Raw genomic sequence first — 21773 nt, 5'->3', positions numbered from 1 at the left:
AGGGCACAGATCTCAAGGGGTTTCCAGATGGTGAAAGCGCGGCCGCGTCCAGCGGTGAATGGAGTGGCTTCGGCCGACCGTGTACTGACCGTGCTGACAGCGTTTCAGATCGGCGACACGTCGCTGAGCCTGGTCGAACTGGTGGAGCGCACCGGCTTGATCAAGAGCACGATCATGCGCCTGATGGTGTCGCTGGAAGACCATGGTTTCATCACCCGAATGGCGGATGGTCGCTACCAGCTGGCCAGCGAGGTGATGCGCCTGAACGCGGTGTACCAGGAGTCGATAGACCTCGAGCGGCATGTGATGCCGCGCTTGCAGCACCTGGCGGAGCAGACAGGCGAGACCGCCTCGTTCTATGTTCGCCATGGCGCATACCGCATGTGCCAGTATCGGGTGAACTCGTCCCACCGCTTGCGCATTCACCTGCAGCCCGGTGACATGCGGCCGATGGATGAAGCGGCCGGTGCCCAGGCATTGCGCGCGCCGTTCCAGGCGGGAATCGCCCTGGAGAAGCCGTTCTACTCCCACGGCGCCACGGACCCGCATGCCGCTTCCGTTGCCTTGCCGATCTATGGGGCGCAGCAGGAACTGATGGGCGCGCTGGTGATCTCCGGGCCTTCCAGCCGCTTGACCGAAGACAGTGCCGAGGGCCTCAGGCAGCTGTTCTTCGACACCGCCCGCGACCTGATGCGCAGCCTCGGGTTCAAGCCGGTTGACGCGAAGGTTTGATTCAAGGTTTACAGCGCCTGTGAGATCGAGCGCCGCCCGCGCGGCGCATCGCGAGCAAGCTCGCTCCTACGTTTGTTTCGGGCCAGTAACGCCAGTGACAGGCGCGCGCGACCGCCTTGTTGGTACGACGCGATATTGCGCCATGCGCCAAGGCGTTCGCGCGCAGATATCACAGGCAACATTGGGCCGAAACAAACGTAGGAGCGAGCTTGCTCGCGATGCGCCGCGCGGGCGGCGCTCGATTTCCGCCTCCCTACAACTTTCAAGCCAGGCCCCAACCCATGAGCGACAATGCCAGACCCAACCGCGCAATCTACGACCTGGACATGCTCCGCGCCGTGGTCATGGTGGCCGATTGCGGCAGTTTCACCACCGCCGCCGCGCGCCTGCATTCGACCCAGTCCACGGTCAGCCAGAAGGTCCGTCGGCTGGAGGAAATGGTCGGCCACCAACTGCTCGACCGCAGCAACCGCGAAGTGCACCCGACCGACGCCGGCGAAACCCTGCTGGGATTTGCCCGGCACCTGCTGGCGGTGAGCAATCAACTGAGCGAAGCCATGTCGGGCGGGGTGACGGTCACCGTGCGCATCGGCCTGCCCGACGACTTCGTCGCCGGCAAGACCATGCAGGCGCTGGCGGCCTTCAATCGGCGCAACCCGACGGTCAAGCTGGAGATCACCGGCGGCCTGAGCCGCGACCTGATGAGCACCTACGACCGTGGCGAACTGGACCTGGTGCTGGTCAAGCAGCGGCGCCACAGCCGCGAGGCCAGCGCCTGCCAGCCGGAGCGCATCGAATGGATCGACAGTGCCCAGTACCCGTGCTTCGATCAGGAGCCGATCCCGCTGGTGACCTTTCCGCCCCGCGGCCTGTACCGCGACGACATGATCAGCGCGGTCGAGGCCATGGGCCGCAGCTGGCGCATCGCGTTCACCAGTTCCAGCCTGGCGGGTATCCAGGAAGCCGTGGCCAACGGCCTGGGCGTCAGCCTGCTGCCTTCGCGGGTGGTGACGCCAGCGCACCGGGTGCTGGGCGCGGCGCAGGGGTTCAAGCCGATCACGGTGTTCGAGGCGGCGATCTACCACCGGCCCACGGCCGACCCCCTGGTCCGGGAGCTGGCCGAGATCCTGATCGGGATTCTCAGCGCCGAGGCTGAGTAACGGGTCAGCGCCGCAGTTCCTGCGCGAACTGCGCTGCTTTCAATTGCAGGGCCGCGGGCCCGCCCCAGAACGCGCCATGGCGCACGATCACCCGCCCATGGACAGCGGCCGCCACCGCTGCGGCTGCATTCGGCGCCTTGAGCAGCACGAAGCTCGCCTCGTTGCCGACCTTCAGCCCGTAATCCTGCTTGCCCATCACCCCGGCGCTGGCCTCGGTGGCCATCTCCAGCGCCACGCGCAGTTCCTCGTCGGTATTGAACCCCGAGCGGTAGCTGACCAGCATGGCCCGTTGCAGCAGGTCGCCGTTGCCATAGGGCCACCAGGCGTCCTGGATGTTGTCGTTGCCGGTGAACACGCGCACGCCGCCGGCACGCAGGCGCAGCACGGGCGGGAAGGGGTGTTCGCCGGGAGCGTTGGTCATGATCGACACCTCGGCCTTGGCCAGCACCTGGGCGCAGCGATCGACCACGCTGTCGCTGACATCGCCCAGGCCGTAGGCGTGGCTGACCGCGACCAGGCCCTGCATGCCCAGCGCCTCGGTGCGCGCCGCGATGCGTTGGAGCTGGGCGATGCAGATGTCGCCGGGTTCGTGCAGGTGGATATCGACCTTCACCCCGTGCCGGTCGGCGATGCCGAAGACGATGTCGAGCTGGGCCTCGGCGTCGCCGTCCAGGGTGGTCGGGTCGATCCCGCCCACCACCTGCACGCCTTCACGCACGGCGGCTTCCATCACCTCGGCGGTGCCGGGGCAGGTCACCACGCCGGCCTGGGGGAAGGCCACCAGTTCGATGTCGATCAGATCCTTCCACTTTTCCCGGGCTTCGAGGATGGCGTGCAGGTTGTTCAGGCCGGTGGTGGCGTCCACGTCCACATGGCAACGCATGGCCATGGTCCCGTAGGACGCGCACTGGCGGATCAGCGCATCGGCGCGCTCGACGATCGGCGGGGCACAGGCCAGCTCGCGCTTTTCCACGGCCAGGCGTTCGCGCAGGCTGCCCACGGGCTGGTGCGGGCGCCAGCGGTCGCCGACAAAGCTCTTGTCCAGGTGGATGTGGCCGTCGACGAAGCCGGGCAGGGCCAGCAGGCCTTCGAGGTCGATGGTTTCCTGGGCCGCCGTGCCAGCGCGTTGCGGCCCGATGTGGGTGATGCGCCCGCTCTTCACGGCGATGTGCAGGGGTTGGCCATCGGCGTCGATGGCATTGATGAACTCACGGTCGTTCATGTCGGGACCTTTTCTGACAGGTAGCGAGACACGGTAGGGGCGATTCCGGCCTGCCTCCAATTAATTATCAGGATCGACCGCAGTGCATTTCTGGATGCAGGCCGCTGCATTAAAAAGCCCACTGGAGGCGATTTCGATTCTTAACTTTCAAAGCCTCGGGACACGGCCCAGGATGGGGCGCGAGCGGGCCCGCTCAGCACATTCACAATAAAAACAACTCTCGGGGTCAACCCATGCTCAACGATTCCAGGCGACTGCGTGCCGCCCTCATTTTCATTGCCTGCACTTCCTTCATCGTCTGTGGCGTGCAACCCATCTTCATGGGCTTGGTCACCGAACAGCTGAGCCTGTCGCTCGACCAGCAGGGCTGGGTGGTGTCGGTGGAGATGATCGGCATGACCCTGGGCACCTTGCTGTGCCCGCCGTTGATGAAGCGCCATGGCGGGCGCGGCCTGTGCCTGCTGTTCGGCTTGCTGTGCGTGGCCTTGAGCCTGGCCACGGCGTTCGCCGGCAGCAGCACGCTGCTGCTGATCGTGCGTCTGGCCGCCGGCACCTGCGCCGGGCTGGTGTATGCCTACGCGGTGTCCACCCTGGGCCGACTGCCGAATCAGGACCGCTCGTTCGGCTTGATGCTGTTGTTGCAGACGCCGGAGTACTCGCTGTTCTCCGCAGCCTTGCCCCTGCTGGCCGCACAAAGCGGCACGGTGACCGCCCTGGCGGCCTTCGGCCTCTGGTACCTGCTGATCTGTGGCGCCAGCCTGGTGCTGCCCAAGCGCCCGGCCGCGGCATTGGCAAGCGGCGTGGCATCGCCGGCCCAGGGCGGCTCTGCGCGTACTGGCCGCAGTGCGCTGGTGGGCATGCTGTTCATGCAGATCGCCATCTATTGTGTGTGGGGCTTCATCGACCAGTTGGCCCGTGACCAGGGCATCGACGGCGTCGACATCGGCTGGGCGTTCGGCCTGTCGGCCATCGGCGGTTTGCCGGGGGCCGGGCTGCCCAGCCTGCTGGGGGCACGGGTCAACCGCCAGCTGATGATCGCCGTGGGGCTGCTGGCGGTGTTCGTTTCCATCGCCATGCTCACCGGCCACACCCGCACGCCGATGCAGCTGTTCGTCGCGCTGCTGCTGATCAATTTCGGCTGGGTGTTGTCGCTGTCGTACTACATGGCATTGATCACCACCAACGACCCCACCGGCAAGCTGACGCCGCTGGTCAGTATCACCCTGATGGGCGCTGCGGCGGTGACCCCGGCGCTGATCGCCCTGCTGGTATCTGGTTCCAACCAGCAACTGATCTTCCTGCTGGGCACGGCGGCGCTGGTGCTGGCCTTTGCCTTTACGTGCCTGGGGGGCGGGTCCAGGCGGGTAGGTGACAAGGCGGCTTATTGAGCGCTGCACGTCCGTCCGGCGGCGCGGCACAAGCCGCGCGCGCCGGGCGGTGTAGCAAAGTACTAGTTACATCCGGTTACCAGAGGAAAACCATCCAACTGCCTGTCAGCCCCGACCTAGAGGGGCCGAATGAATGGAGTGCCATTCAATCGTCACAAAGCTGTAACACAGGTGATGCAAAGTGTGCCGGCCATCACAAGGAGCACTTTCAATGATTCGCCGAATGAAGTCTGCTGCACTTGCCGTTGCCGTCTCGCTTTGCGCCACCTCCGGTGCTTTTGCCGCCGAGAACGTTCGCCTGACCGGTTCCGGCGCGAGCTTCCCGGCACCGATCTACCTGACCTGGTTCAAGGACTTCAGCAAGAACACCGCTGGCGTCACCGTCGACTACCAGTCCAAGGGGAGCGGGGCGGGCGTACAGGACTTCCTGAACAAGACCGTCGACTTCGCCGCCAGCGACTCGGCCATGAGCGAAGCCGACATCGCCAAGGTCGCCGAAGGCGTGCAGCTGCTGCCGATGACCGCCGGTGAAATCGTCCTGGCCTACAACCTGCCGGGCAACCCGAAAGGCCTCAAGCTGCCACGCGATGTGTACTCCAACATCTTCCTGGGCAAGATCACCAAGTGGAACGATCCACTGATCGTCAAGGCCAACCCAGGCCTGAAGCTGCCTGACATGCCGATCACCGTGGTGGTGCGCGCCGACTCCAGCGGCACCAACGCCGTCTTCACCAAGCACCTGTCGACCATCAACGCCGACTTCAAGACTGCACTGGGCGAAGGCAACACCGTCAACTGGCCGGCCACCGACAAGTTCATCAAGTCGCCGAAGAACGATGGCGTGACCGCCACCGTGCGCCAGACCCCAGGCGCCATCGGCTACATCGAGTACGGCTTCGCCAAGCTGGCCAAGGTCGACTTCGCCGAGCTGGAGAACAAGGCCGGTCACTACGTCGTGCCGAACGCCGAGAGCGGTGCCGAGGCCCTGGCCGCGGTGAAGATGCCGGAAAACCTGATCGCCCAGCTGCCGGACCCGGAAGGCGCCAAGTCCTACCCGATCACTTCCTACACCTGGATGATCTTCCGCAAGGACAACGGCAACCCGGAAAAGGCCAAGGCCATGCGTGAAATGGTCGAGTACGGCCTGACCAAGGGCCAGACCATCGCCGATTCGATGGGCTACATCCCGCTGCCTGCGTTGGTTGTCGACGAAGTGCGCAAAGCGTCGGCCAACATCAAGTAATGCCCCAGGCGCTCCTGGCGTGGCGATGACAGCCATGCCGGGGGTGTTTGTCCCTTGTCCCGGAATTAGCCCATGAACACACCCTTTGCCATACCGGATAACCCCGATTCCGCGTGCCGGCCACCGTCCGCCAAGGACTTCCTGGTCGACCGCACCTTCCGTGCGCTTGCGCGTATCGGTGTGGTGCTGGTCCTGGCGCTGGTCTTCGCGCTGGTGTACGAAGTAGGACGCAAAGCCCTTCCCGGCATGGAGAAGCACGGTTTCGACGTGCTGTTCGGCAGTGTGTGGGATGTCAACCAAGGCAAATACGGTATCTTGCCTGCTATCTGGGGCACGCTCTACAGCGCCCTGATCGCCTTGTTGATCGCTGGCTTCTTCGGCGTCAGCATGGCCATTTTCCTTACCCAGGATTTCCTGCCGGCGAAGCTGGCCGCGGTGTTTCGCACCATCGTCGAGCTGCTCGCCGCCATCCCCAGCGTGGTCTACGGCCTCTGGGGCATCTACGTGGTGATTCCGGCCATCCGGCCACTGACCACCTGGCTCAACAGCGAGCTGGGCTGGATCCCGTTCTTCGGTACCTCCCTGAGTGGCCCCGGCCTGCTGCCGGCGGCGTTGGTACTGGCGATCATGATCCTGCCGACCATTGCCGCGGTGTCCCAGGACGCCTTGACCAGCGTGCCGATGAAGACCAAGCAGGCTGCCTACGGCATGGGCACCACCCATTGGGAAGCGATCCTCAAGGTCATGGTGCCGTCCGCCGCCACCGGCATCTTCGGCTCCCTGGTCCTCGGCCTTGGCCGTGCGCTGGGTGAAACCATGGCCCTGGCCATGCTGGTGGGCAACGCCAACACCATCACGCTTTCGCTGTTCGCCCCGGCCAACACCCTGGCTGCCTTGCTGGCGCTGAACTTCCCGGAAGCCGGCCCGAACGAGATCGAAGTACTGATGTACGCCGCCCTGGTGCTGATGTTCATCACCTTGCTGGTGAACGTGTTCGGCTCGATGATCATGCTCTACGCCCAGCGGGGTAACAAACAATGACCGACATCACTGCCCCAGCCAACCCGATGCCCAGCCTGCAGCGCCGCTTCGAAGGCCGCGCCCTGCGCAGCATCATGCTGACCAGCACGGTATGGTGCGTGGCCCTGCTGGCCAGCGTACCGCTGATCTCCGTGCTGTACATGCTGATCACCCGTGGTGGCGCGCGCCTGAGCCTGGAAGTGTTCACCGAATTGCCACCCACCGGCTTCGAGATGGGCGGCGGTTTCGGCAACGCCATGGCCGGTACCTTCGTCATGGTCGGCATCGCTGCCGCCATCGCGGTGCCGGTCGGCATCCTCGCGGCGGTGTTCCTCGCCGAGCTGGGCCCGGACAGCAAGCTGGCCAATGCCTCGCGCTTCGCCGCCAAGATGCTCACCGGCCTGCCGTCGATCCTCGCTGGCGTGTTCGCCTACGCCCTGGTGGTGATGACCACCGGCACCTACTCGGCCCCGGCGGGCGGTGTGGCACTGGCCGTGCTGATGCTGCCGATCGTCGTGCTGACCGCCGAGGAAGCCATGAAGATGGTGCCCAAGATCATGAAGGACGCCGCCTACGGCATGGGCTGCACCCGCGCCCAGGTGGTCTGGAAGATCGTCCTGCCGACCGGCATGCCGGCGATCCTCACCGGCGTCATGCTGGCCGTGGCCCGTGCCGCCGGCGAGACCGCGCCGCTGCTGTTCACCGCGCTGTTCAGCAACTACTGGATCCTCCACGAAGGCAGCCTGGCGGTCATGAACCCCACCGCCTCGCTGGCCGTGCTGATCTACAACTTCTCCGGCATGCCGTTCGACAACCAGCTGGAGCTCGCCTGGGCGGCCTCGCTGGTGCTGGTCATGATCGTGCTGGTCGTCAACATTCTTAGCCGTATCTTCGGCAAGCCCAAGTACTGAGAAAGGGAGCATCCAACTTGAACGTATCCACTGCGCAGCGAGTCGCTCCCATGGTCGATCAGACACCTGTAGTCATGGACTGCAAGCTCGACAAGATTTTCTACGGCAACTTCATGGCCGTGCGTGACAGCCACGTGCCGATCCGCAAGAACGAGATCACCGGCTTCATCGGCCCGTCCGGCTGCGGCAAGAGCACCGTGCTGCGTAGCCTGAACCGCATGAACGACCTGGTGAAGGGCTTCCGCTTCGAAGGCCACGTGCACTTCCTCGGCCAGGACGTCTACGGCAAGGGCGTCGACCCGGTGGTGGTGCGCCGCTACATCGGCATGGTGTTCCAGCAGCCGAATCCGTTCTCCATGAGCATCTTCGACAACGTCGCCTTCGGCCTGCGCCTGAACCGCTACAAGGGCGACCTGGGCGACCGCGTCAAGCACGCCCTGCAGGGCGCTGCCCTGTGGGACGAGGTCAAGGACAAGCTCAAGGTCAGCGGCCTGGCCCTGTCCGGTGGGCAGCAGCAGCGCCTGTGCATCGCCCGTGCCATCGCCACCGAGCCGGAAGTGCTGCTGCTCGACGAGCCGTGCTCGGCGCTCGACCCGATCGCCACCCGTCGCGTGGAGGAGTTGATGGTCGAGCTGAAGAAGGACTACACCATCGCCCTGGTGACCCACAACATGCAGCAGGCGATCCGCGTCGCCGACACCACCGCGTTCTTCTCGGTGGACATTTCCCAGGGCACCCGCACCGGCTACCTGGTGGAAATGGGCCCGACCACGCAGATCTTCCAGAACCCGCGTGAACAATTGACCAGTGACTACATCAGCGGCAAGTTCAGCTGATCGGCTCACTCGCCACGTCGGCCGGACGCGAGAACCGAAAGGTTCCCGCGTCTGGCCTTTTTACCTTCCGTTAAAGTGTTACTCGGGATTTCCAATGCGTGCCACGCGTCGACTTGACCTGCCAGCGGTAGAACGCGCACTGCGCGAGGTGCAGGGCCGTTTCTGCGAACTCAGCCGGCATTTCACCGAACCGCGCGACCCGTTTACCGACGAGGTGCTGCAGAATGTGGTTGAAGGCTACGCCCTGATTGACGACTATGTCGCACGGGGTATCGACCTGTTCGACCTCCAGCAGTTGAACCTGATGCTGGAAATCAACGCCACCGTGCTGTGCGGCAGCGATCCGGCACGCCGTCGTGAGTTCGCCCAGCACCTGGCAGCGACCGAGGCACACTTTTTCAACAACGTGGAGGGTGGCATCAAGGACCTGTACAACTGGTACTGCTCGTACCGCAGCGATTCGATCTGGAAGCGCGCGGCGGGTGTCTATGTACGGATCCTCAGCAAGCCACAGCTGTTCATCGAAGGCAACAACCGCACGGGCTCGCTGATCGTCAGCTACCTGCTGATGCGCGCCGGGTTGCCGCCATTCGTGCTCACGCTGGACAACGCCGAGGGCTACTTCAACCCGTCCTCGGTCATTCGCAACTCCGCCAAACACGGTGTCAAAGCCTTGTACGAATTGCCCAAGATCAAGAAAAAATACGCGGCCTTTCTCGAAGCGAAAGCGCCCGAGCCCGATCAGTTCTTCCTGGGCCGGGCCACCGTGCCAGCCTGTCAGGGAGGCCACTGACATGACCGGTTCCTCGATGCCTGACCACGGGCGCAGGGCATGGCAGGGCTTGGGGCGCAAGGCCCGCCGTCCGCAGGTGCGCATCTCGTTCGATATCGACGATACGCTCGCCTGCCTGCCCCATCACAGCCCTGCCGAGAACAGCAAGCTGCCGGAGTGCATCCACCGCTGGCTGGGCGAACCCCTGCGCATCGGCACCCGCTCGCTGATCCGCGACCTGCGCCGCCAGGGCTGCAGCATCTGGATCTACACCTCGTCGGGGCGCACGCCGTCCTACATCCGGCGCTGGCTGATGCTCTACGGCATCCACGTCGATGGCGTGGTCAACAGCGATCGGCACAACCACGTGGTGGCGGCACACGGCCTCGAAAATGCCCCGTCGAAGTATCCACCAGCCTTTGACATCGACCTGCACGTGGATGACTCCGAAGGCGTCGGGATCGAAGGCGATGACCATGGCTTCCGCGTGGTCGTGGTTGACCCGGAGGACGAGGGCTGGGCGCAGAAAGTCATGGACGCTGCGCTCAAGGTGCAGGCCCAGCTGGCCTGGCAGCAATCGTTCCGGCATGAGGCACCCGCGCCGCGCTGCCCGGAGGCACTGGCGTCGTGACCCTCAGGGCTCCAGCCCGATCCCGCGCAACACCACGGTCGTGATGGTCTGCAGCGCCTGTTCGAACTGCTCGTCGCTGAGCGGCTGATGACCGTTCAGCGCCCTGACCTGGTAGTCGAAGTCGGCGTAGTGCTGGGTCGTGGCCCAGATCATGTACAGCAGGGCGAAGGGCGCGATCGGGCGGATGCGCTGTTCATCGACCCATTGGCGGATCTTGTCCTCCTTGAACTTGGCACCGGCCAGCAGGTGTTCCTCGATGATGTCGCGAAACAGCGGGGCGCCGTGCATGATTTCATTGGCCCACAGTTTGGAGCCGTGGGGGCGCAAGCGTGAGTGGGTCATCTTTTCCCGCACGTAGCTGGTCAGTACCACCCGCGGGTCGTCGAAGTGGGCGAAACAGGCGCCCTCGCGTTCCCAGTCGCCGAGCAGGTTGACCAGCACTTCACGGTACAGTTCGTCCTTGGTGGCGAAGTAGTAGTGCAGGTTGGAGCGTGGCAGCTCGGCGCGCCTGGCGATATCGATCATCGACGTGCCTGCGTAACCCTGTTCGGCGAACACCTGCTCGGCGGCGAGCAGAATCTTTTCGACGTTCTTGCGGCGAATCTTGATCTTGTGGTTACTCATTCCATTCCCGGCACTGGTGCTCGTGGCAGTAAGTCTCTGACGCCCTCGAGAAGGCGGGCGCCACATCCGTGGGCGCCCGGAAAACGATCCCATTATCGAGGCTCAAGGTGCGCTGCGGTAGATCTGTGCATACATCGGCCAGTGGTCGGAGACACCCTCGGGGTGCTGGCCGCCGTCGAAGCGCGCCGGTGCGCCCCACCTGTTCACCTGGTAGACGCTCGCCCTGGGCATGTGGATGCTGGCGCGGTCGACCTTCCAGCCATTGAAGCCGTCGCCGTTCATGGCCTTGGGGAACAGCAGCATGTCGAAGAACGACCACTGCCGCTCGCGGTGGTAGTAATAGCTGCCGTTGCAGTCGTCGCAGCCGATCAGGTGCGACACGTCCCAGTCGCTGGCAAGGGTGCTGGCGATGGAGTGGTGCGTGGCTTCCTCGCCGGCATTGATGTTGAAATCGCCACCGACGATCGGCAGCACGTCCGCCGGCAACTGGCGCTTGAGCTCGGCCAGGTACTCCAGCGCCTGGCGCCGCAGGTAGCCCGGGGCGCCACCGGAGGGCAGGTGCACGGCGAACACCGAGGCCTTCTGGCCGCCAGGCAGCATCAGGCGGACTTCGAGGATGCCGCGGGTCTTGCCGGTCTTGTCCGAGCTGTCGCCTTGCTCGTTGCGGTAGGGCACCCGGTGCAGGATCGGCTCGCCCCACTGGGGCAGACGGCTGAGCACGGCGGTGTCGATGCCGCGCTCGTCCCAGCCTTCCAGCAGCACTTGGGTCTGGTAGCCCGACGTTGTCAGGTGCTGGTCGAGCCGCTCCAGCACCGTGCGGTTCTCTACTTCGTCGAGCATGAGGATATCCGGCCCGCGGCCACCGTCGGTCTGGCTGATCACTGCTGCCAGGCGGGTGAGTTTTTCCTGAAGCCGGGCATCGCTCCAGTCGTTGTGTTCGCATTCGTCGCGCCAAGGCTTGACGGTGATCCTGGCGCAGCTGGCGAGGTATTCTGGGTGGGCCTGCTTGACGCTCAGGGGCAGGTAGGCGACGTCGTCCTTGCCCTGGTCATGCGTGGTGTCGAACAGGTTTTCGACGTTGTAGGTCATCAGCGATACACGCTGCTCGGGGTGTTCGCTGACCGGCGCGGACCCGCAGCCGACCAGGCCGAAGGCGAAGAGCAGCGGCAGATGCCGCAAGCGTAAGGTGTCCATGGCGATTCTCCCGAGTCAGGAAGCTGGGCGGCCAGCGATCAGCGCGGCATTGAGCAGTTGCGCCAGGCGCACCGAGGCCAGTTGCACTTGCCGTTCGGCCAAGGGCACGAAGGTACTCATGTAACGGGCATCGATGCCGCCAGCGCTGGCCGACTGCTCGTTCATCAGCTTGTCGCCGCGGTTGTACTCCTTGCCGGTCCGGTTGTAGGCCAGGGTCTTGGCGCTGTAGTCGCTGCCACCGGTGTCATCGTCATCGACACTCTGCTTGCTCGGCAGCTTGCGTTTGCCGGTGGCCTTCTGCGGATAGATGCCGTCATCGCGCACGATGCGGCAGGCCTGTTGCGACCATTGCGCCGGGTTGCTGGAGTCGGCGGCGGGCAGGTCTTTCTGCAGCTTGTCGGCATAGGCCTTGACGTCGAGCCGAGCTGCGCCCAGCAGGAAGTCGTCCCAGACCTGGCGCAGGTTGTAGGTCTTGGCGCCGGCCTGTACGGGATAGTCGTAGCCGCCCCGGTCCGCCTTGAAGCTGTTGTTCAGCGGAGAGCTGGCATCGCTGCTGTGGTGGATGAGAAACAGCAAGGCCATCAGGCGCGTCTGGCTGGGTGCCTTGGGGTCGGCCAGGGCGTCGCGGTTGTGCTCGATCGCCGCCACGGTGCAGGCGCCATCGGGGCAGTCGCGAGTCTGCTGGAAGGTGCAGTCGTCACGTTTGTAGACCACGTTGAGCTGGTTGCGGGTGTTTTCCCACAGCACCTGGTTCTGCGGGTTCTTTTCCAGGTTACCGGCCCAGTTGGCGACCACGGCGAAGTCGCTCTGCTTGATCTGGCTGAGCAGGCGCAGGGCTTCTGCCTTGGCTTCGGGGGTCAACTGGCGCTGGGCCAGTTCACCGACCAGCGCGGTGCCTTGCTGGCCCCAGGCCAATGCCTGGCCGGCCCACAGGCTGGCAGCCACTACCAGGCCAGTTTTCAGAAATTTGCTCACAGTCACTTGCAGGTTCTCCTTGTTGAAGTTTGCGGTACAAGGCAACGGGCGAAGATGCCGGCCACGTGTCAGAGGGCCAGGAAGACCCCGGCCAGTGCTGCGCTCATCAGGTTGGACAGAGTGCCAGCGACCACTGCCCTGAGCCCCAGCCGGGCGATATCGGCGCGCCGCTCAGGCGCCATGATGCCCAGGCTGCCCAGCTGGATACCGATGGAAGCCAGGTTGGCGAAGCCGCACAAGGCGAAGGTGACGATCACCTGGGCCTGGGCGCTCAGCACCGGCATGCCCTTGGCCGCAGCCTGGGCTGGGTCGAGCAGGCGGGCGAAGTCGGCATAGGCGACAAATTCGTTGAGCACCAGTTTTTCACCGATCAGCCCGCCCGCCGTGACGGCCTCATGCCAGGGCACGCCCAGCACGAAAGCCAGCGGCGCCAGGCAATGGCCGAGTATCAGCTGCAGATTCAGCTGCGGCTGGCCGAACCAGCTGCCGGTCCAGCCGAGCAGGCCGTTGAGCAGGGCGATCAGGCCGATGAAGGTCAGCAGCATGGCACCCACATTGAGGGCCAGGTGCAAGCCGGCGGAGGCACCGATGGCGGCGGCATCGATGACATTGGCCGGCTGGCCATGGGCCTGGCCCGGCAGGTCGTCGGGGTGTTCGTGGGGGACTTCGGTTTCCGGCTCCATCAGCTTGGCCATCAACAGGCCACCAGGGGCGGCCATGACGCTGGCAGCGATCAGGTACTTGAGTTCGACCCCCAGGCTGGCATAGCCGATCAGCACGGAGCCGGCCACCGAGGCCATGCCGCCGGCCATCACCGCGAACAGCTCGGAACGGGTCAGGCTGCGTACATAGGGGCGGATCACCATGGGTGCCTCGGTCTGGCCGACGAAGATGTTCGCCGTGGCCGCCATTGCTTCGGTGCGGCTGGTGCCCAGCAGGCGCTGCAGGGTGCCGCCGATCACGTGGATCACCACGCGCATGATCCCCAGGTAGTAGAGCACTGCGATGAAACTGCTGAAGAACACGATCACCGGCAGTACCCGGATGGCGAAGACGAAGCCGTCGGCGCCGAACACCTCGGCCATCCGCGTGCTGCTCAGGCCGCCGAAGATGAACGCGATGCCATGGTTGGCGTAGTCCTGCAACGACGCCACCGAGGCGCAAATCTCCCCCAGGGCGCTTTGGCCCCAGGGTACGTAGAGGGCGAAGGCGCCCAGCCCGGCCTGCACGGCGAAGGCCGTGCCGACGGTACGCAAGCGAATGGCCTTGCGGTTGTTGGACAGCGCCACGGCGATCAGCAACAACACCACGATACCGATGAAGCCCATCGACGAATCCCCGGAAAAGCTCAGCAGGTTGGCGTCAGAACGCGCGAAAGGCGCCGGGCAGCAATTGCCCGGCGGTCCAGTGAAGGCTCGCTGCCGCATCGTGGCCGACGCAGATCACCGGGCAGTCCGGCGCCAGCAGCTCGACCATCACCTGGCGGCAGGCGCCGCAGGGCGAGATCACTGGCACCTTGGGCGCGTACACCAGCATCGCCTTGAAGCTGCCGGGCGCCTGGCCCTGGCTGATGGCAGCGAACAACGCGCTGCGCTCGGCGCAGTTGGTCAGGCCGTAGGACACGTTCTCCACGTTGCAGCCGCGGATGACCGTACCGTCGCCACACAGCAGCGCGGCACCGACGGGGAACGCCGAATACGGGCACCAGGCGCTGTCCGCCGCGGCAATGGCCTGCGGCAGCAGCAAGCCATGCAGCGCCTGCCAGGCTTCAGGGCGCATGGCTGAGCACCTGCTCGGCGACCTTGCGGATGCGCTGTTGCGCCTGGCCAAAGCCGGCCGGCTGACCGGCACGGTCCTGGGCCTGCAGGTAGCCGATCATCGACTCCAGGTCGTTGATGCCGGTGTCGAGCCGCTCGCTGGCCTGCTTGAGCACCGTGAAGTTGTCGCCGCCTTCGGCGAGGAAACTGTTCATGACGATCCGGTAGGGCTGTTCGGGCTGCACCACCTGGCCGTCGACCTTGAGGCTGCTGGCGAGCACGCGCTGGCCTTTCGGCTGGCTGGCATCCCATTGGTAGGTCAGCGACGCCGAGGGTTGCAACGGGTAGAAGCCCATGCCGCCGTCCTGCCATTGCTGCTCCAGCAGTTCGCGCAGTTGCGCGCCGCTCAGGGTGAGCAGGGTCAGGCTGTTGTTGAACGGCTGCACGGCAGCCACCTGGCCGTAGTTGACCCGATCCTGGCCCTCGTCGAGGGTCAGGTCCATGCGCATGCCGCCCTGGTTCATCAGTGCCACCTGGGCGCCGAGTTCGCGGGTGGCGGCCAGTTGCGAGTCGGCGATCAGGTCGCCCATCGGCGATTCGCCGGCTTCGTTGGTCACGCGCAGCACTTCGCGGGCGGCCAGGCGGGCCACCGGCTTGCCCAGCAGGGCCTGGCTGCGGGCCTGGACTTCGGCCAGCAGCGGGGCGACTTCGGCGCTGGCGCTGTAGCGCGCAGCATCCACCACCAGGTTGTTGGCCTTCACCGCCAGCAACTGGTGTTTGCGGGTGTCCACGGTCAGGGTCAGCTGGGTGAGCAGTCGGCCGTAGGACGCGCCCTGGGTCACCAGCTTGTCGCCCAGGCGGCACAGGTAGCCCTGGTGGGTGTGGGCGGTGACCACCACCTTGATCTGCGGGTCCAGGCGCCTGGCCACTTCCACCACTTCCCCGCTGAGCTGGCTGCAGTCCTGTTGGTCGAAGCGCTCGGGGGTGGTGCCGCCCTGGTGGATCACCGCGACCACGGCGTCGACCTGCTGCTGGCGCAGTTCCGGCAGCAGGGCGTTGATCGCCTCGGCCTCGTCGAGGGTGGCAAGGCCTTGCATGCTCTTGCCGCTGACATAGGCATCGACATTGCGCAGGGTGGCACCGACGAAGGCGATGCGGGCACCGTGGGCCTGCTCGATGCGGTAGGGAGCGAACAGGGGTTTGCCGCTCTGCTGGTCGATCAGGTTGGCAGAGATGTAGGGGAAGCCTGCGCCCTTGAAGGCCTTGTCGAACTGGCAGGCCTGCTCGCGGCTGCTTTGGCAGCCGCCGTCGATCTGCCGCAGCAGCTCGGCTTTGCCATGGTCCAGCTCATGATTGCCGACCACCGAGAATTTCAGCCCCAGCAGCTTGAGGGCCGCGAGGCTGGGTTCGTCGGCCCACATCGAGGAGATCGGCGGGCTGCCACCTACCATGTCGCCGGCGCCGATCAGCAGCAGTTGCGGGTCCTGTTGGCGCAGCTCGGCCAGGGCGCCGCTGAGCGGCCCGAGGCCACCGGCCATGAGTTTGACCGGGCCGGCGGCATCCGTGTACTGCAATGGGCTGGACAGCAGGTTGCCGTGGAAGTCGTTGAGTGCGGCAATGTGAACGTCGACCGGTGCCGGGGCTTTCTGGCAGCCGCTGGCCAGCAGCAGGGCGGCCAGCAGCAGCGGCCGCGGGCGGGGTACGAAAGGCGCGTGCGACATGAAGGCTCCGCTCGATCAGACAGGTTGCAGGGCGGTGGCCTGGGCGGCAACCGGCTTGCTGGCAAACGGTGTACCCATGCCGGCGCGCAGCAGGAGCATCTTCAGGTGATCGGTGATCAGTTCCAGGCGATCCTGCAGGTGGTTGTTGAACACCAGGCCGATCAGCGCGATGGCGATCCCCAGGGCGGTGGCGTACAGCGCTGTGCCGATGCCGCGGGACACTTCGCCCGGGTCGGAGACGCCGGCTTCGGCGAGGGCCTTGAAGGTGTCGATGATGCCCAGGATGGTACCCAGCAGGCCCAGCAGCGGAGCGCCGGCGACCACCGCCTCGAGCATCCACAGGCTGCGCGAGAGCTTGCCGCGCATGCCGATGTAGATGGCCTGGCCCAGGTCTTCCAGTTCATTGTGCGAGTGCAGCTGGCCGCGGCCTTCGAACAGCTGGCGCAGCAGCTCCAGCGGCAGGCTGTCACGCTCGCGCAGGGCCGCGGGCAGTTCGTTGAAGTGGCGCACCTTGTTGTGCAGGGCGGCTTCCAGGGCGCGCGCCTTGCGCAGGTTGTAGGCGAAGAAGATGCCCCGTTCCACCACCACGAAGGCGGCGAGGGCGGCGGCGCCGTACATGATGTAGAAGGTGATGTCGTGCAGCAGGTCCATGTTCATGGCGGGTTGCCTCGATGCAGGAAAGTAGGGCGGGGCAGGCGCGGGCCTGCCCCGGGTCAGGGTCAGAACTCAGCTTCGAAGGACACTGCGGCAGTACGCTCTTCGCCGATGTTGTAGTACGGCGTGCCGATGGTGCTGCGGTTGTTCGCGCCACCGTTGCCGAAACCCGGGTTGTACTGCGCGGAGGTGAAGGCCACGCTGTCGACGCCGCTGAGGTATTCGCGGTCGAACAGGTTGCTGACCGACAGGCGCACGGCGGCGCTCTTCATGTACTTCCTGTTCACCGGCAGGCGGTAGCCCAGGTTCAGGTCCACGGTGGTGAAGTGCGGGATCGACTGGTCGTTGGTCATGTCGCCGTACTGGTTGTCGACGAACTTGCCGATGACGTTGCCGTAGAAGCGGCCGTCGTCGTAGCCCAGGCTCAGGTTGAACATGTTCTTCGGCACACCGGCCACCTGCTTGCCCTTGGTCGGCAGGTCGATGCCGTAGTAGCTGATGGTGTCCTGCTGTTCGGCTTCGGTGTAGGTGTACGAGGCGTAGTAGTTGAAGTCGTGGGGCAGCAGCCCGCTCCATTCCAGTTCCAGGCCGCGGTTCTTCACTTCACCGACGTTGAGCATCTCGTAGTCGCCGGTGATCTGGTTACGGCTGGAGATCTGCCGGTTCTTGAACTGCAGGTAGAACAGCGTGGCGCTGAGCGCCATGTCGTCGCTCGCGTAACGCCAGCCCAGCTCGTTGTTCCAGCTCAGCTCGGGCTTCAGGCTCATCGAGTCGCCACCGTTGTACAGCACGTAGTTCGGCGGCGTGCGCATGGCGCGGGAGACGCTGTAGAACAACGAGTTGCTGGTGTCGAGCTGGTACTTGGCGTTGAAGCTCGGCAGGAACTCGTGGTACGTGGCATCGCGCTTGGTCGGCGTGTCATAGAGGCTGGCACGCAGCTCGCCGTCACGTTCGGAGTGTTCGTAGGCCACGCCGCCGCTCAGGGTCAGGTCGGGGGTGGCGTTCCAGGTGTCCTGGACGAACAGCTTGTGCGAAGGCGTGATGGTGAAATAGTTGCGCCCCTGGACGACGTTGCCGTTGGCATCGCGGACCTGGTTGCTGTCGTTGTAATCGGCCCACAGGTCGGTCGGGCTGCCATCGGCCTTGAGCGGCACGAACGGCTGGCTCTGGCGCTGGCGGGCGCGTTCGTACCAGTAGCCGACGTCGAAAGTGTGTTCGTCGTTGATGGCCCAGCTCAGCTTGGTGTTGATGCCAGGGCGCCAGGTCTCGGTCCAGGACGGGCGATAGTAACGGCCGCTGACCGGGTTGCCGTCGGCGTTGTACTGGGCCGAGGTCTTCAGGTTGCTCAGGTCGTAGTTGCCGCTGGAGTTGGTATTGCTGAACAGCGTGGCCGGGGAGCCGAAGGCACTGTAGCTGCCGCCGTCGGCATAGTAGTAATAGGGTTGCACGGTCAGCTGCAGGTCGTCGCGCAGCTGGAAGCGCCCGGTCACCGTGGCGCTCATGGTCTCGAACGGGTTGACGCTGGTCTTGTAACTGGCGGTGGTCAACTTGCCGGTGGTCGAGTTGTAGGTCGGCACGTTGGGGAAGTCGTACTTATGGTCCGAATGATACTGGGCCAGGCTCGGCTTCACGTATTTGTAGTTTTCCTGTTTGTGGTACTTGAGCAGGGCATTGATGCTGTTGCCTTCGCCAAACTTGAACAGGCTGTTGAGTTCGAACTTTTCGGCGTCGAGGTCGCCTTTGCCTTTCCATTTGTCACTGTTGGTCTTGGACGCGGAAATATAGTTGCTCAGGCCGTTGTATTCGCCGGTATTCAAGCGGACGAAGGTCTTGTCCAGGTTGTTGCTGCCAAGGGTCTGCTTGATGAACACACCGGCGTCCTTGCTCGGGGCCATCGACACCAGGCCGATGTTGCCGCCGCTGGCACCGATGTGCGGTGCGTCGAGTTCCGAAGAGCCTTGGGTGAGGAACACTTCCTGCAGGTTCTCCGGGTCACCCAGCAGGTTGGGGTACATGGAGAAGTCGCCCGAGTCGTTGATCGGAATGCCGTCCATGGTCACCCCGACCTGGCTGGCCTGCATGCCGCGCATGGTGAAGGAGAAACCGCTGAGGCCGGTGCTGTCGTCGCTGGAGACGTTGACCCCGGGGGTGTACTTGAGCTTGTCGATACCGTTGCCGGTGGGCGACATCTTGTCCAGGGCTTCCTTGGTCACGGTGGAGCGGGCCTTGGCCGCTTCTTCCTGGACCATCATGCCGTTGCCCAGGGTCTGCCCGGTGACATTGACGTCGCCGATGTCCATGGACTCCTCGGCAAAGGACGCGGCCGTCCAGCCGCCACAGCCGACCGCCAGCAAGGTAACAAACAACTTATTCAACTTCACCACACTTCCCCTTTGAACATGTCAAGACGGCACGGTGATTCCGCGCCGGCCATGAAGGCAGGTTTTAATTTTCGATGTTGTAAACAAGTGTCGCGGTAAACCGGTATTTATCCCTGCCCTCGAATACCGCCTGGGGAAAGGGTCTTACTTGCTCGATACGGCGCAGGCTGGTTTGCGCTGCTTTATTCAGCAACATGCTCGCGGCCTTCTTTTCGATCCCGGAATCGAGCACGGCACCACTGCGATCGACCAGCAACCAGATCACCACGTTGCCGACCGGGCGTTGCAGCGAGGCCTCACGGCCGCGCGGGTACTGCTTGTATTTCTCCAGTTCCGCCAACAGGGCGGCGATGTAGCTGTTCTCCAGTGCCGCCGTGTTCACCGCCGGGGGCGGCGGTGGCGCGGCGGCCTTGGCGACGGTGGGCGCCGGGGTCGGCTTGGCGGGTGCCGGGTCGCTGACCTGCGGCTGCGGCGCCGGCGCGGTCTTTGCGACTTGCGTTTGCGGCCTGGCTGGCTGCGGCTTGGGCACAGGAGGTTTCGGCCTGGGCTTGGGCGGCGGCTCGGGCACTTCCACCACGGGCTCCGGATCCGGCTCCGGCAGCGGCTGCACCTGCGGCTCGGGCGGTGGCGGAGGTGGCGGTTGCGGCTGCAACTCGGCCGGGTCGATCAGCGCCACCTCGACGGTGCTGTCGTCGTACCTGGGGGTGATCTTCAGGTCCGCTTTCATCGCACTGTGGACAGCGACCGCCAGCAGGCAGATCGCCGGCAGGCAGGCGAGGGCTTTTCGCGATTTGTACAGGGCCGACATGGTTTACAACTTGCGCGTGGCGATGGAGACGGAGGCGAAGCCGTTGCTCTTGAGCAGGTCCATCACTGCCACGAGCCGACCCACTTCCACGCCCTGATCGCTGTTGAGGATGACCACCAGCTTCTGGTCAGCGTTTTCCAGCGCCTTCAGCTGCCTGACCAGCTCTTCTTCGCCCAGGTCCTGGCCGTCGAGCTGCAGGCGCAGGTCCTGGCCCAGGGTGATCACGGCCTTGTTCTGCGGCTTGAGCTGCTGGGCGTGCGCGGCGCCCGGCAGCTGGGTCTTGATGCCCAGGGCCGGAATCACGTTCAGGCTGATCAGCACGAAAAACACCAGCAGGAACATCATCACGTCGATCATCGGAATGATCTCGATGTGCAGGCGTTTCTTCTTCGGTTCTTCCCAACTGCGCATTGCTCTGGCACTCCCGGTTTGTGCGTCGGTCGGGCCGAACGGCACGACGGTTTCGACCTGGTGTGAGCACTCCGCCGGGTAATCGTCGAAAGCTGGCACCGATGTCAGGAACGACACCCTAGGTGCATGAAGTTACAATTTGATTAAGTGGCGCAATGCCACTTTTTGCCGGATGGGGAGCTGCGAAGGATGAGTGAAATGCGGTTATCTGCGGTAATAAAGCGGTCATGTTGCGAGGATGAAACTATTTTTGGCGCAAGTGACGGAGGTCAGGTCAAAGGCCGTTGGAATCGTTCGGCGCTGAAACATAACTGACATCGGTGTCAGGTATTAAAGTCCTCCGGAACTGGTTCGATGGATCGGCGTACGCCCGCTCAGGGCCCTGCCACGTCCAGGCCCGCCACCACATTGACGCCTTCGAGCGTGGCAAAGGAAATGTCCTTGGCCGTCAGCAGGAAGTCGCTCAGGTACGGGACCTCCAGCATGTCGCTGCGGATGGCCGCAAACAGCGTGGCCTGCAAACCCTGCTCACCCAGGCGCTTGGCCGTCACGTAGCCGCGTGAGCTGTATTCGTGCACGGCCCAGTTGGGCAGGCAGCAGATACCGCGACCGGACGCCACCAGCTGCATCATCATCACGGTGAGCTCCGAAGTGCGCACCTGGGCCGGTTCGATGTCGGCCGGGTCGAGGAAGCGGGTGAATATGTCCAGGCGGTTGCGTTCGATCGGGTAGGTGATCAGCGTCTGGCGGGCGATATCGGCCGGCTCCAGGTACGGCTTGGCACACAGGGCGTGGTGATTGTCGATGGCCAGCATGGCCTCGTAGCCGAACAACGGCACGTAGCTGATGCCGGGCAGCGACACCGGGTCGGAGGTCACCACCAGGTCCAGGTCGCCGCGCTCCAGGGCCGGCAGCGGTGCGAAGGCGAAGCCCGAGGCCAGGTCCAGCTCGACTTCGGGCCAGGCGCCGCGGAATTCATCCACCGAGGGCATCAGCCACTGGTAGCAGCTGTGGCATTCGATGGCGATGTGCAGGCGGCCGGCGGTGCCGCTGGCCAGTTTGCTCAGGTCGCGTTCGCTGCTGCGGATCAGCGGCAGCACCTGCTCTGCCAGTTGCAGCAGCTTCAGGCCGGCACTGGTGAAGCGCACCGGCTTGGATTTGCGTACGAACAGCGGCATGCCGACGCGCTCTTCCAGCTCGCGGAACTGGTGCGACAAGGCCGATTGGGTCAGGTGCAGGCGTTCGGCGGCCTCTTGCAGGCTGTCGGTCTCGCGCAGCGCAAGGACGGTGCGCAGGTGCCTTAAATCAATCATGAGTAAAATTTGAGATCAGA

At 64.6% G+C, this 21773-nt stretch carries 21 protein-coding genes; 9 read left to right on the top strand and 12 right to left on the bottom strand.

Annotation, left to right across the window (positions count from 1 at the left end; genetic code table 11):
- The first annotated feature begins 27 nt into the window (after positions 1-27).
- A complete protein-coding gene (locus tag ACIP21_RS14940) occupies positions 28-732 on the top strand; it encodes an IclR family transcriptional regulator (protein WP_400688682.1) in 705 nt (234 codons plus the stop codon).
- Positions 733-1013: 281 nt separating this feature from the next.
- Complete coding sequence (locus ACIP21_RS14935) at positions 1014-1892, top strand: LysR substrate-binding domain-containing protein (RefSeq protein ID WP_400688680.1); 879 nt, start codon at positions 1014-1016, stop codon at positions 1890-1892.
- A gap of 4 nt (positions 1893-1896) precedes the next feature.
- Here the strand turns inward: ACIP21_RS14935 and ACIP21_RS14930 are convergent, their stop codons facing one another.
- The gene (locus tag ACIP21_RS14930) at positions 1897-3114 is read right to left on the bottom strand and encodes an amidohydrolase family protein (protein WP_400688678.1); all 1218 of its coding nucleotides are present in this window, start codon (positions 3112-3114) and stop codon (positions 1897-1899) included.
- Positions 3115-3347: 233 nt separating this feature from the next.
- Between ACIP21_RS14930 and ACIP21_RS14925 the strand changes: the two genes are divergently transcribed.
- From ACIP21_RS14925 to ACIP21_RS14895, 7 genes are all read left to right on the top strand, one after another.
- Complete coding sequence (locus tag ACIP21_RS14925) at positions 3348-4502, top strand: MFS transporter (RefSeq protein WP_400688675.1); 1155 nt, start codon at positions 3348-3350, stop codon at positions 4500-4502.
- Between the two features lie 211 nt (positions 4503-4713).
- Entirely contained in the window at positions 4714-5745 is a 1032-nt protein-coding gene (pstS, locus tag ACIP21_RS14920) for a phosphate ABC transporter substrate-binding protein PstS (protein WP_400688672.1), read from the top strand.
- A 72-nt stretch (positions 5746-5817) separates the two neighbouring features.
- Positions 5818-6786, top strand: coding sequence for a phosphate ABC transporter permease subunit PstC (pstC, locus tag ACIP21_RS14915; RefSeq protein WP_400688670.1), 969 nt, complete (start codon positions 5818-5820; stop codon positions 6784-6786).
- Positions 6783-7676 (top strand): phosphate ABC transporter permease PstA, encoded by an 894-nt coding sequence (gene pstA / locus ACIP21_RS14910; RefSeq protein WP_400688667.1) that lies wholly within the window; start codon positions 6783-6785, stop codon positions 7674-7676. Before pstC ends, pstA begins: the two co-directional genes overlap by 4 nt.
- Positions 7677-7726: 50 nt before the next feature.
- A complete protein-coding gene (gene pstB / locus ACIP21_RS14905; protein WP_205299823.1) occupies positions 7727-8512 on the top strand; it encodes a phosphate ABC transporter ATP-binding protein PstB in 786 nt (261 codons plus the stop codon).
- A gap of 94 nt (positions 8513-8606) precedes the next feature.
- On the top strand, positions 8607-9305 hold the full coding sequence (locus ACIP21_RS14900; RefSeq protein ID WP_400688665.1) for a hypothetical protein: 699 nt from the start codon (positions 8607-8609) through the stop codon (positions 9303-9305).
- Position 9306: 1 nt separating this feature from the next.
- A complete protein-coding gene (locus ACIP21_RS14895) occupies positions 9307-9915 on the top strand; it encodes a hypothetical protein (RefSeq protein WP_400688663.1) in 609 nt (202 codons plus the stop codon).
- A gap of 3 nt (positions 9916-9918) precedes the next feature.
- On the opposite strand, the gene ACIP21_RS14890 is transcribed toward ACIP21_RS14895, so the two are convergent.
- The 11 genes from ACIP21_RS14890 to ACIP21_RS14840 all read right to left on the bottom strand — a co-directional run bounded on the left by ACIP21_RS14890 (position 9919) and on the right by ACIP21_RS14840 (position 21753).
- Complete coding sequence (locus ACIP21_RS14890) at positions 9919-10539, bottom strand: TetR/AcrR family transcriptional regulator (protein WP_400688661.1); 621 nt, start codon at positions 10537-10539, stop codon at positions 9919-9921.
- Between the two features lie 102 nt (positions 10540-10641).
- A complete protein-coding gene (locus ACIP21_RS14885) occupies positions 10642-11733 on the bottom strand; it encodes an endonuclease/exonuclease/phosphatase family protein (RefSeq protein ID WP_400688658.1) in 1092 nt (363 codons plus the stop codon).
- A gap of 15 nt (positions 11734-11748) precedes the next feature.
- Positions 11749-12714, bottom strand: a complete 966-nt coding sequence (locus tag ACIP21_RS14880; RefSeq protein WP_400688655.1) for a S1/P1 nuclease — start codon at positions 12712-12714, stop codon at positions 11749-11751.
- A 62-nt stretch (positions 12715-12776) separates the two neighbouring features.
- Positions 12777-14036, bottom strand: a complete 1260-nt coding sequence (locus tag ACIP21_RS14875) for a NupC/NupG family nucleoside CNT transporter (protein ID WP_400688652.1) — start codon at positions 14034-14036, stop codon at positions 12777-12779.
- Positions 14037-14070: 34 nt separating this feature from the next.
- Positions 14071-14487 carry a cytidine deaminase gene (locus ACIP21_RS14870; protein WP_400688649.1) on the bottom strand — a complete coding sequence of 139 codons (417 nt, stop codon included), beginning with the start codon at positions 14485-14487 and terminating at the stop codon, positions 14071-14073.
- Positions 14477-16186 (bottom strand): bifunctional metallophosphatase/5'-nucleotidase, encoded by a 1710-nt coding sequence (locus tag ACIP21_RS14865; protein ID WP_400688647.1) that lies wholly within the window; start codon positions 16184-16186, stop codon positions 14477-14479. Before ACIP21_RS14865 ends, ACIP21_RS14870 begins: the two co-directional genes overlap by 11 nt.
- Before the next feature lie 15 nt (positions 16187-16201).
- Positions 16202-16843 carry a MotA/TolQ/ExbB proton channel family protein gene (locus tag ACIP21_RS14860; RefSeq protein ID WP_400688644.1) on the bottom strand — a complete coding sequence of 214 codons (642 nt, stop codon included), beginning with the start codon at positions 16841-16843 and terminating at the stop codon, positions 16202-16204.
- Positions 16844-16905: 62 nt separating this feature from the next.
- Positions 16906-19221 (bottom strand): TonB-dependent receptor, encoded by a 2316-nt coding sequence (locus tag ACIP21_RS14855; RefSeq protein WP_400688642.1) that lies wholly within the window; start codon positions 19219-19221, stop codon positions 16906-16908.
- A 64-nt stretch (positions 19222-19285) separates the two neighbouring features.
- A complete protein-coding gene (locus ACIP21_RS14850; protein ID WP_400688639.1) occupies positions 19286-20029 on the bottom strand; it encodes an energy transducer TonB in 744 nt (247 codons plus the stop codon).
- A 3-nt stretch (positions 20030-20032) separates the two neighbouring features.
- Entirely contained in the window at positions 20033-20440 is a 408-nt protein-coding gene (locus tag ACIP21_RS14845) for an ExbD/TolR family protein (RefSeq protein ID WP_400688637.1), read from the bottom strand.
- A 374-nt stretch (positions 20441-20814) separates the two neighbouring features.
- Positions 20815-21753 (bottom strand): LysR substrate-binding domain-containing protein, encoded by a 939-nt coding sequence (locus ACIP21_RS14840; RefSeq protein WP_400688634.1) that lies wholly within the window; start codon positions 21751-21753, stop codon positions 20815-20817.
- Between the last annotated feature and the right edge of the window lie 20 nt (positions 21754-21773).

The organism is Pseudomonas sp. NPDC089401 (genome assembly GCF_044749485.1).
Taxonomy (GTDB): domain Bacteria; phylum Pseudomonadota; class Gammaproteobacteria; order Pseudomonadales; family Pseudomonadaceae; genus Aquipseudomonas.
Note: the sequence above shows the minus strand (reverse complement) of the source record. Positions and strands in the feature narration are given on the sequence as shown.

Coding starts and splice junctions, on each gene's coding strand:
- pstA (WP_400688667.1), top strand. CDS start 6,783: ATGACCGACATCACTGCCCCAGCCAACCCGATGCCCAGCCTGCAGCGC.
- ACIP21_RS14930 (WP_400688678.1), bottom strand. CDS start 3,114: ATGAACGACCGTGAGTTCATCAATGCCATCGACGCCGATGGCCAACCC.
- ACIP21_RS14865 (WP_400688647.1), bottom strand. CDS start 16,186: ATGTCGCACGCGCCTTTCGTACCCCGCCCGCGGCCGCTGCTGCTGGCC.
- pstB (WP_205299823.1), top strand. CDS start 7,727: ATGGTCGATCAGACACCTGTAGTCATGGACTGCAAGCTCGACAAGATT.
- ACIP21_RS14875 (WP_400688652.1), bottom strand. CDS start 14,036: ATGGGCTTCATCGGTATCGTGGTGTTGTTGCTGATCGCCGTGGCGCTG.
- ACIP21_RS14900 (WP_400688665.1), top strand. CDS start 8,607: ATGCGTGCCACGCGTCGACTTGACCTGCCAGCGGTAGAACGCGCACTG.
- pstC (WP_400688670.1), top strand. CDS start 5,818: ATGAACACACCCTTTGCCATACCGGATAACCCCGATTCCGCGTGCCGG.
- ACIP21_RS14845 (WP_400688637.1), bottom strand. CDS start 20,440: ATGCGCAGTTGGGAAGAACCGAAGAAGAAACGCCTGCACATCGAGATC.
- ACIP21_RS14895 (WP_400688663.1), top strand. CDS start 9,307: ATGACCGGTTCCTCGATGCCTGACCACGGGCGCAGGGCATGGCAGGGC.
- pstS (WP_400688672.1), top strand. CDS start 4,714: ATGATTCGCCGAATGAAGTCTGCTGCACTTGCCGTTGCCGTCTCGCTT.
- ACIP21_RS14870 (WP_400688649.1), bottom strand. CDS start 14,487: ATGCGCCCTGAAGCCTGGCAGGCGCTGCATGGCTTGCTGCTGCCGCAG.
- ACIP21_RS14940 (WP_400688682.1), top strand. CDS start 28: ATGGTGAAAGCGCGGCCGCGTCCAGCGGTGAATGGAGTGGCTTCGGCC.
- ACIP21_RS14925 (WP_400688675.1), top strand. CDS start 3,348: ATGCTCAACGATTCCAGGCGACTGCGTGCCGCCCTCATTTTCATTGCC.
- ACIP21_RS14935 (WP_400688680.1), top strand. CDS start 1,014: ATGAGCGACAATGCCAGACCCAACCGCGCAATCTACGACCTGGACATG.
- ACIP21_RS14860 (WP_400688644.1), bottom strand. CDS start 16,843: ATGAACATGGACCTGCTGCACGACATCACCTTCTACATCATGTACGGC.
- ACIP21_RS14850 (WP_400688639.1), bottom strand. CDS start 20,029: ATGTCGGCCCTGTACAAATCGCGAAAAGCCCTCGCCTGCCTGCCGGCG.
- ACIP21_RS14840 (WP_400688634.1), bottom strand. CDS start 21,753: ATGATTGATTTAAGGCACCTGCGCACCGTCCTTGCGCTGCGCGAGACC.
- ACIP21_RS14885 (WP_400688658.1), bottom strand. CDS start 11,733: ATGGACACCTTACGCTTGCGGCATCTGCCGCTGCTCTTCGCCTTCGGC.
- ACIP21_RS14890 (WP_400688661.1), bottom strand. CDS start 10,539: ATGAGTAACCACAAGATCAAGATTCGCCGCAAGAACGTCGAAAAGATT.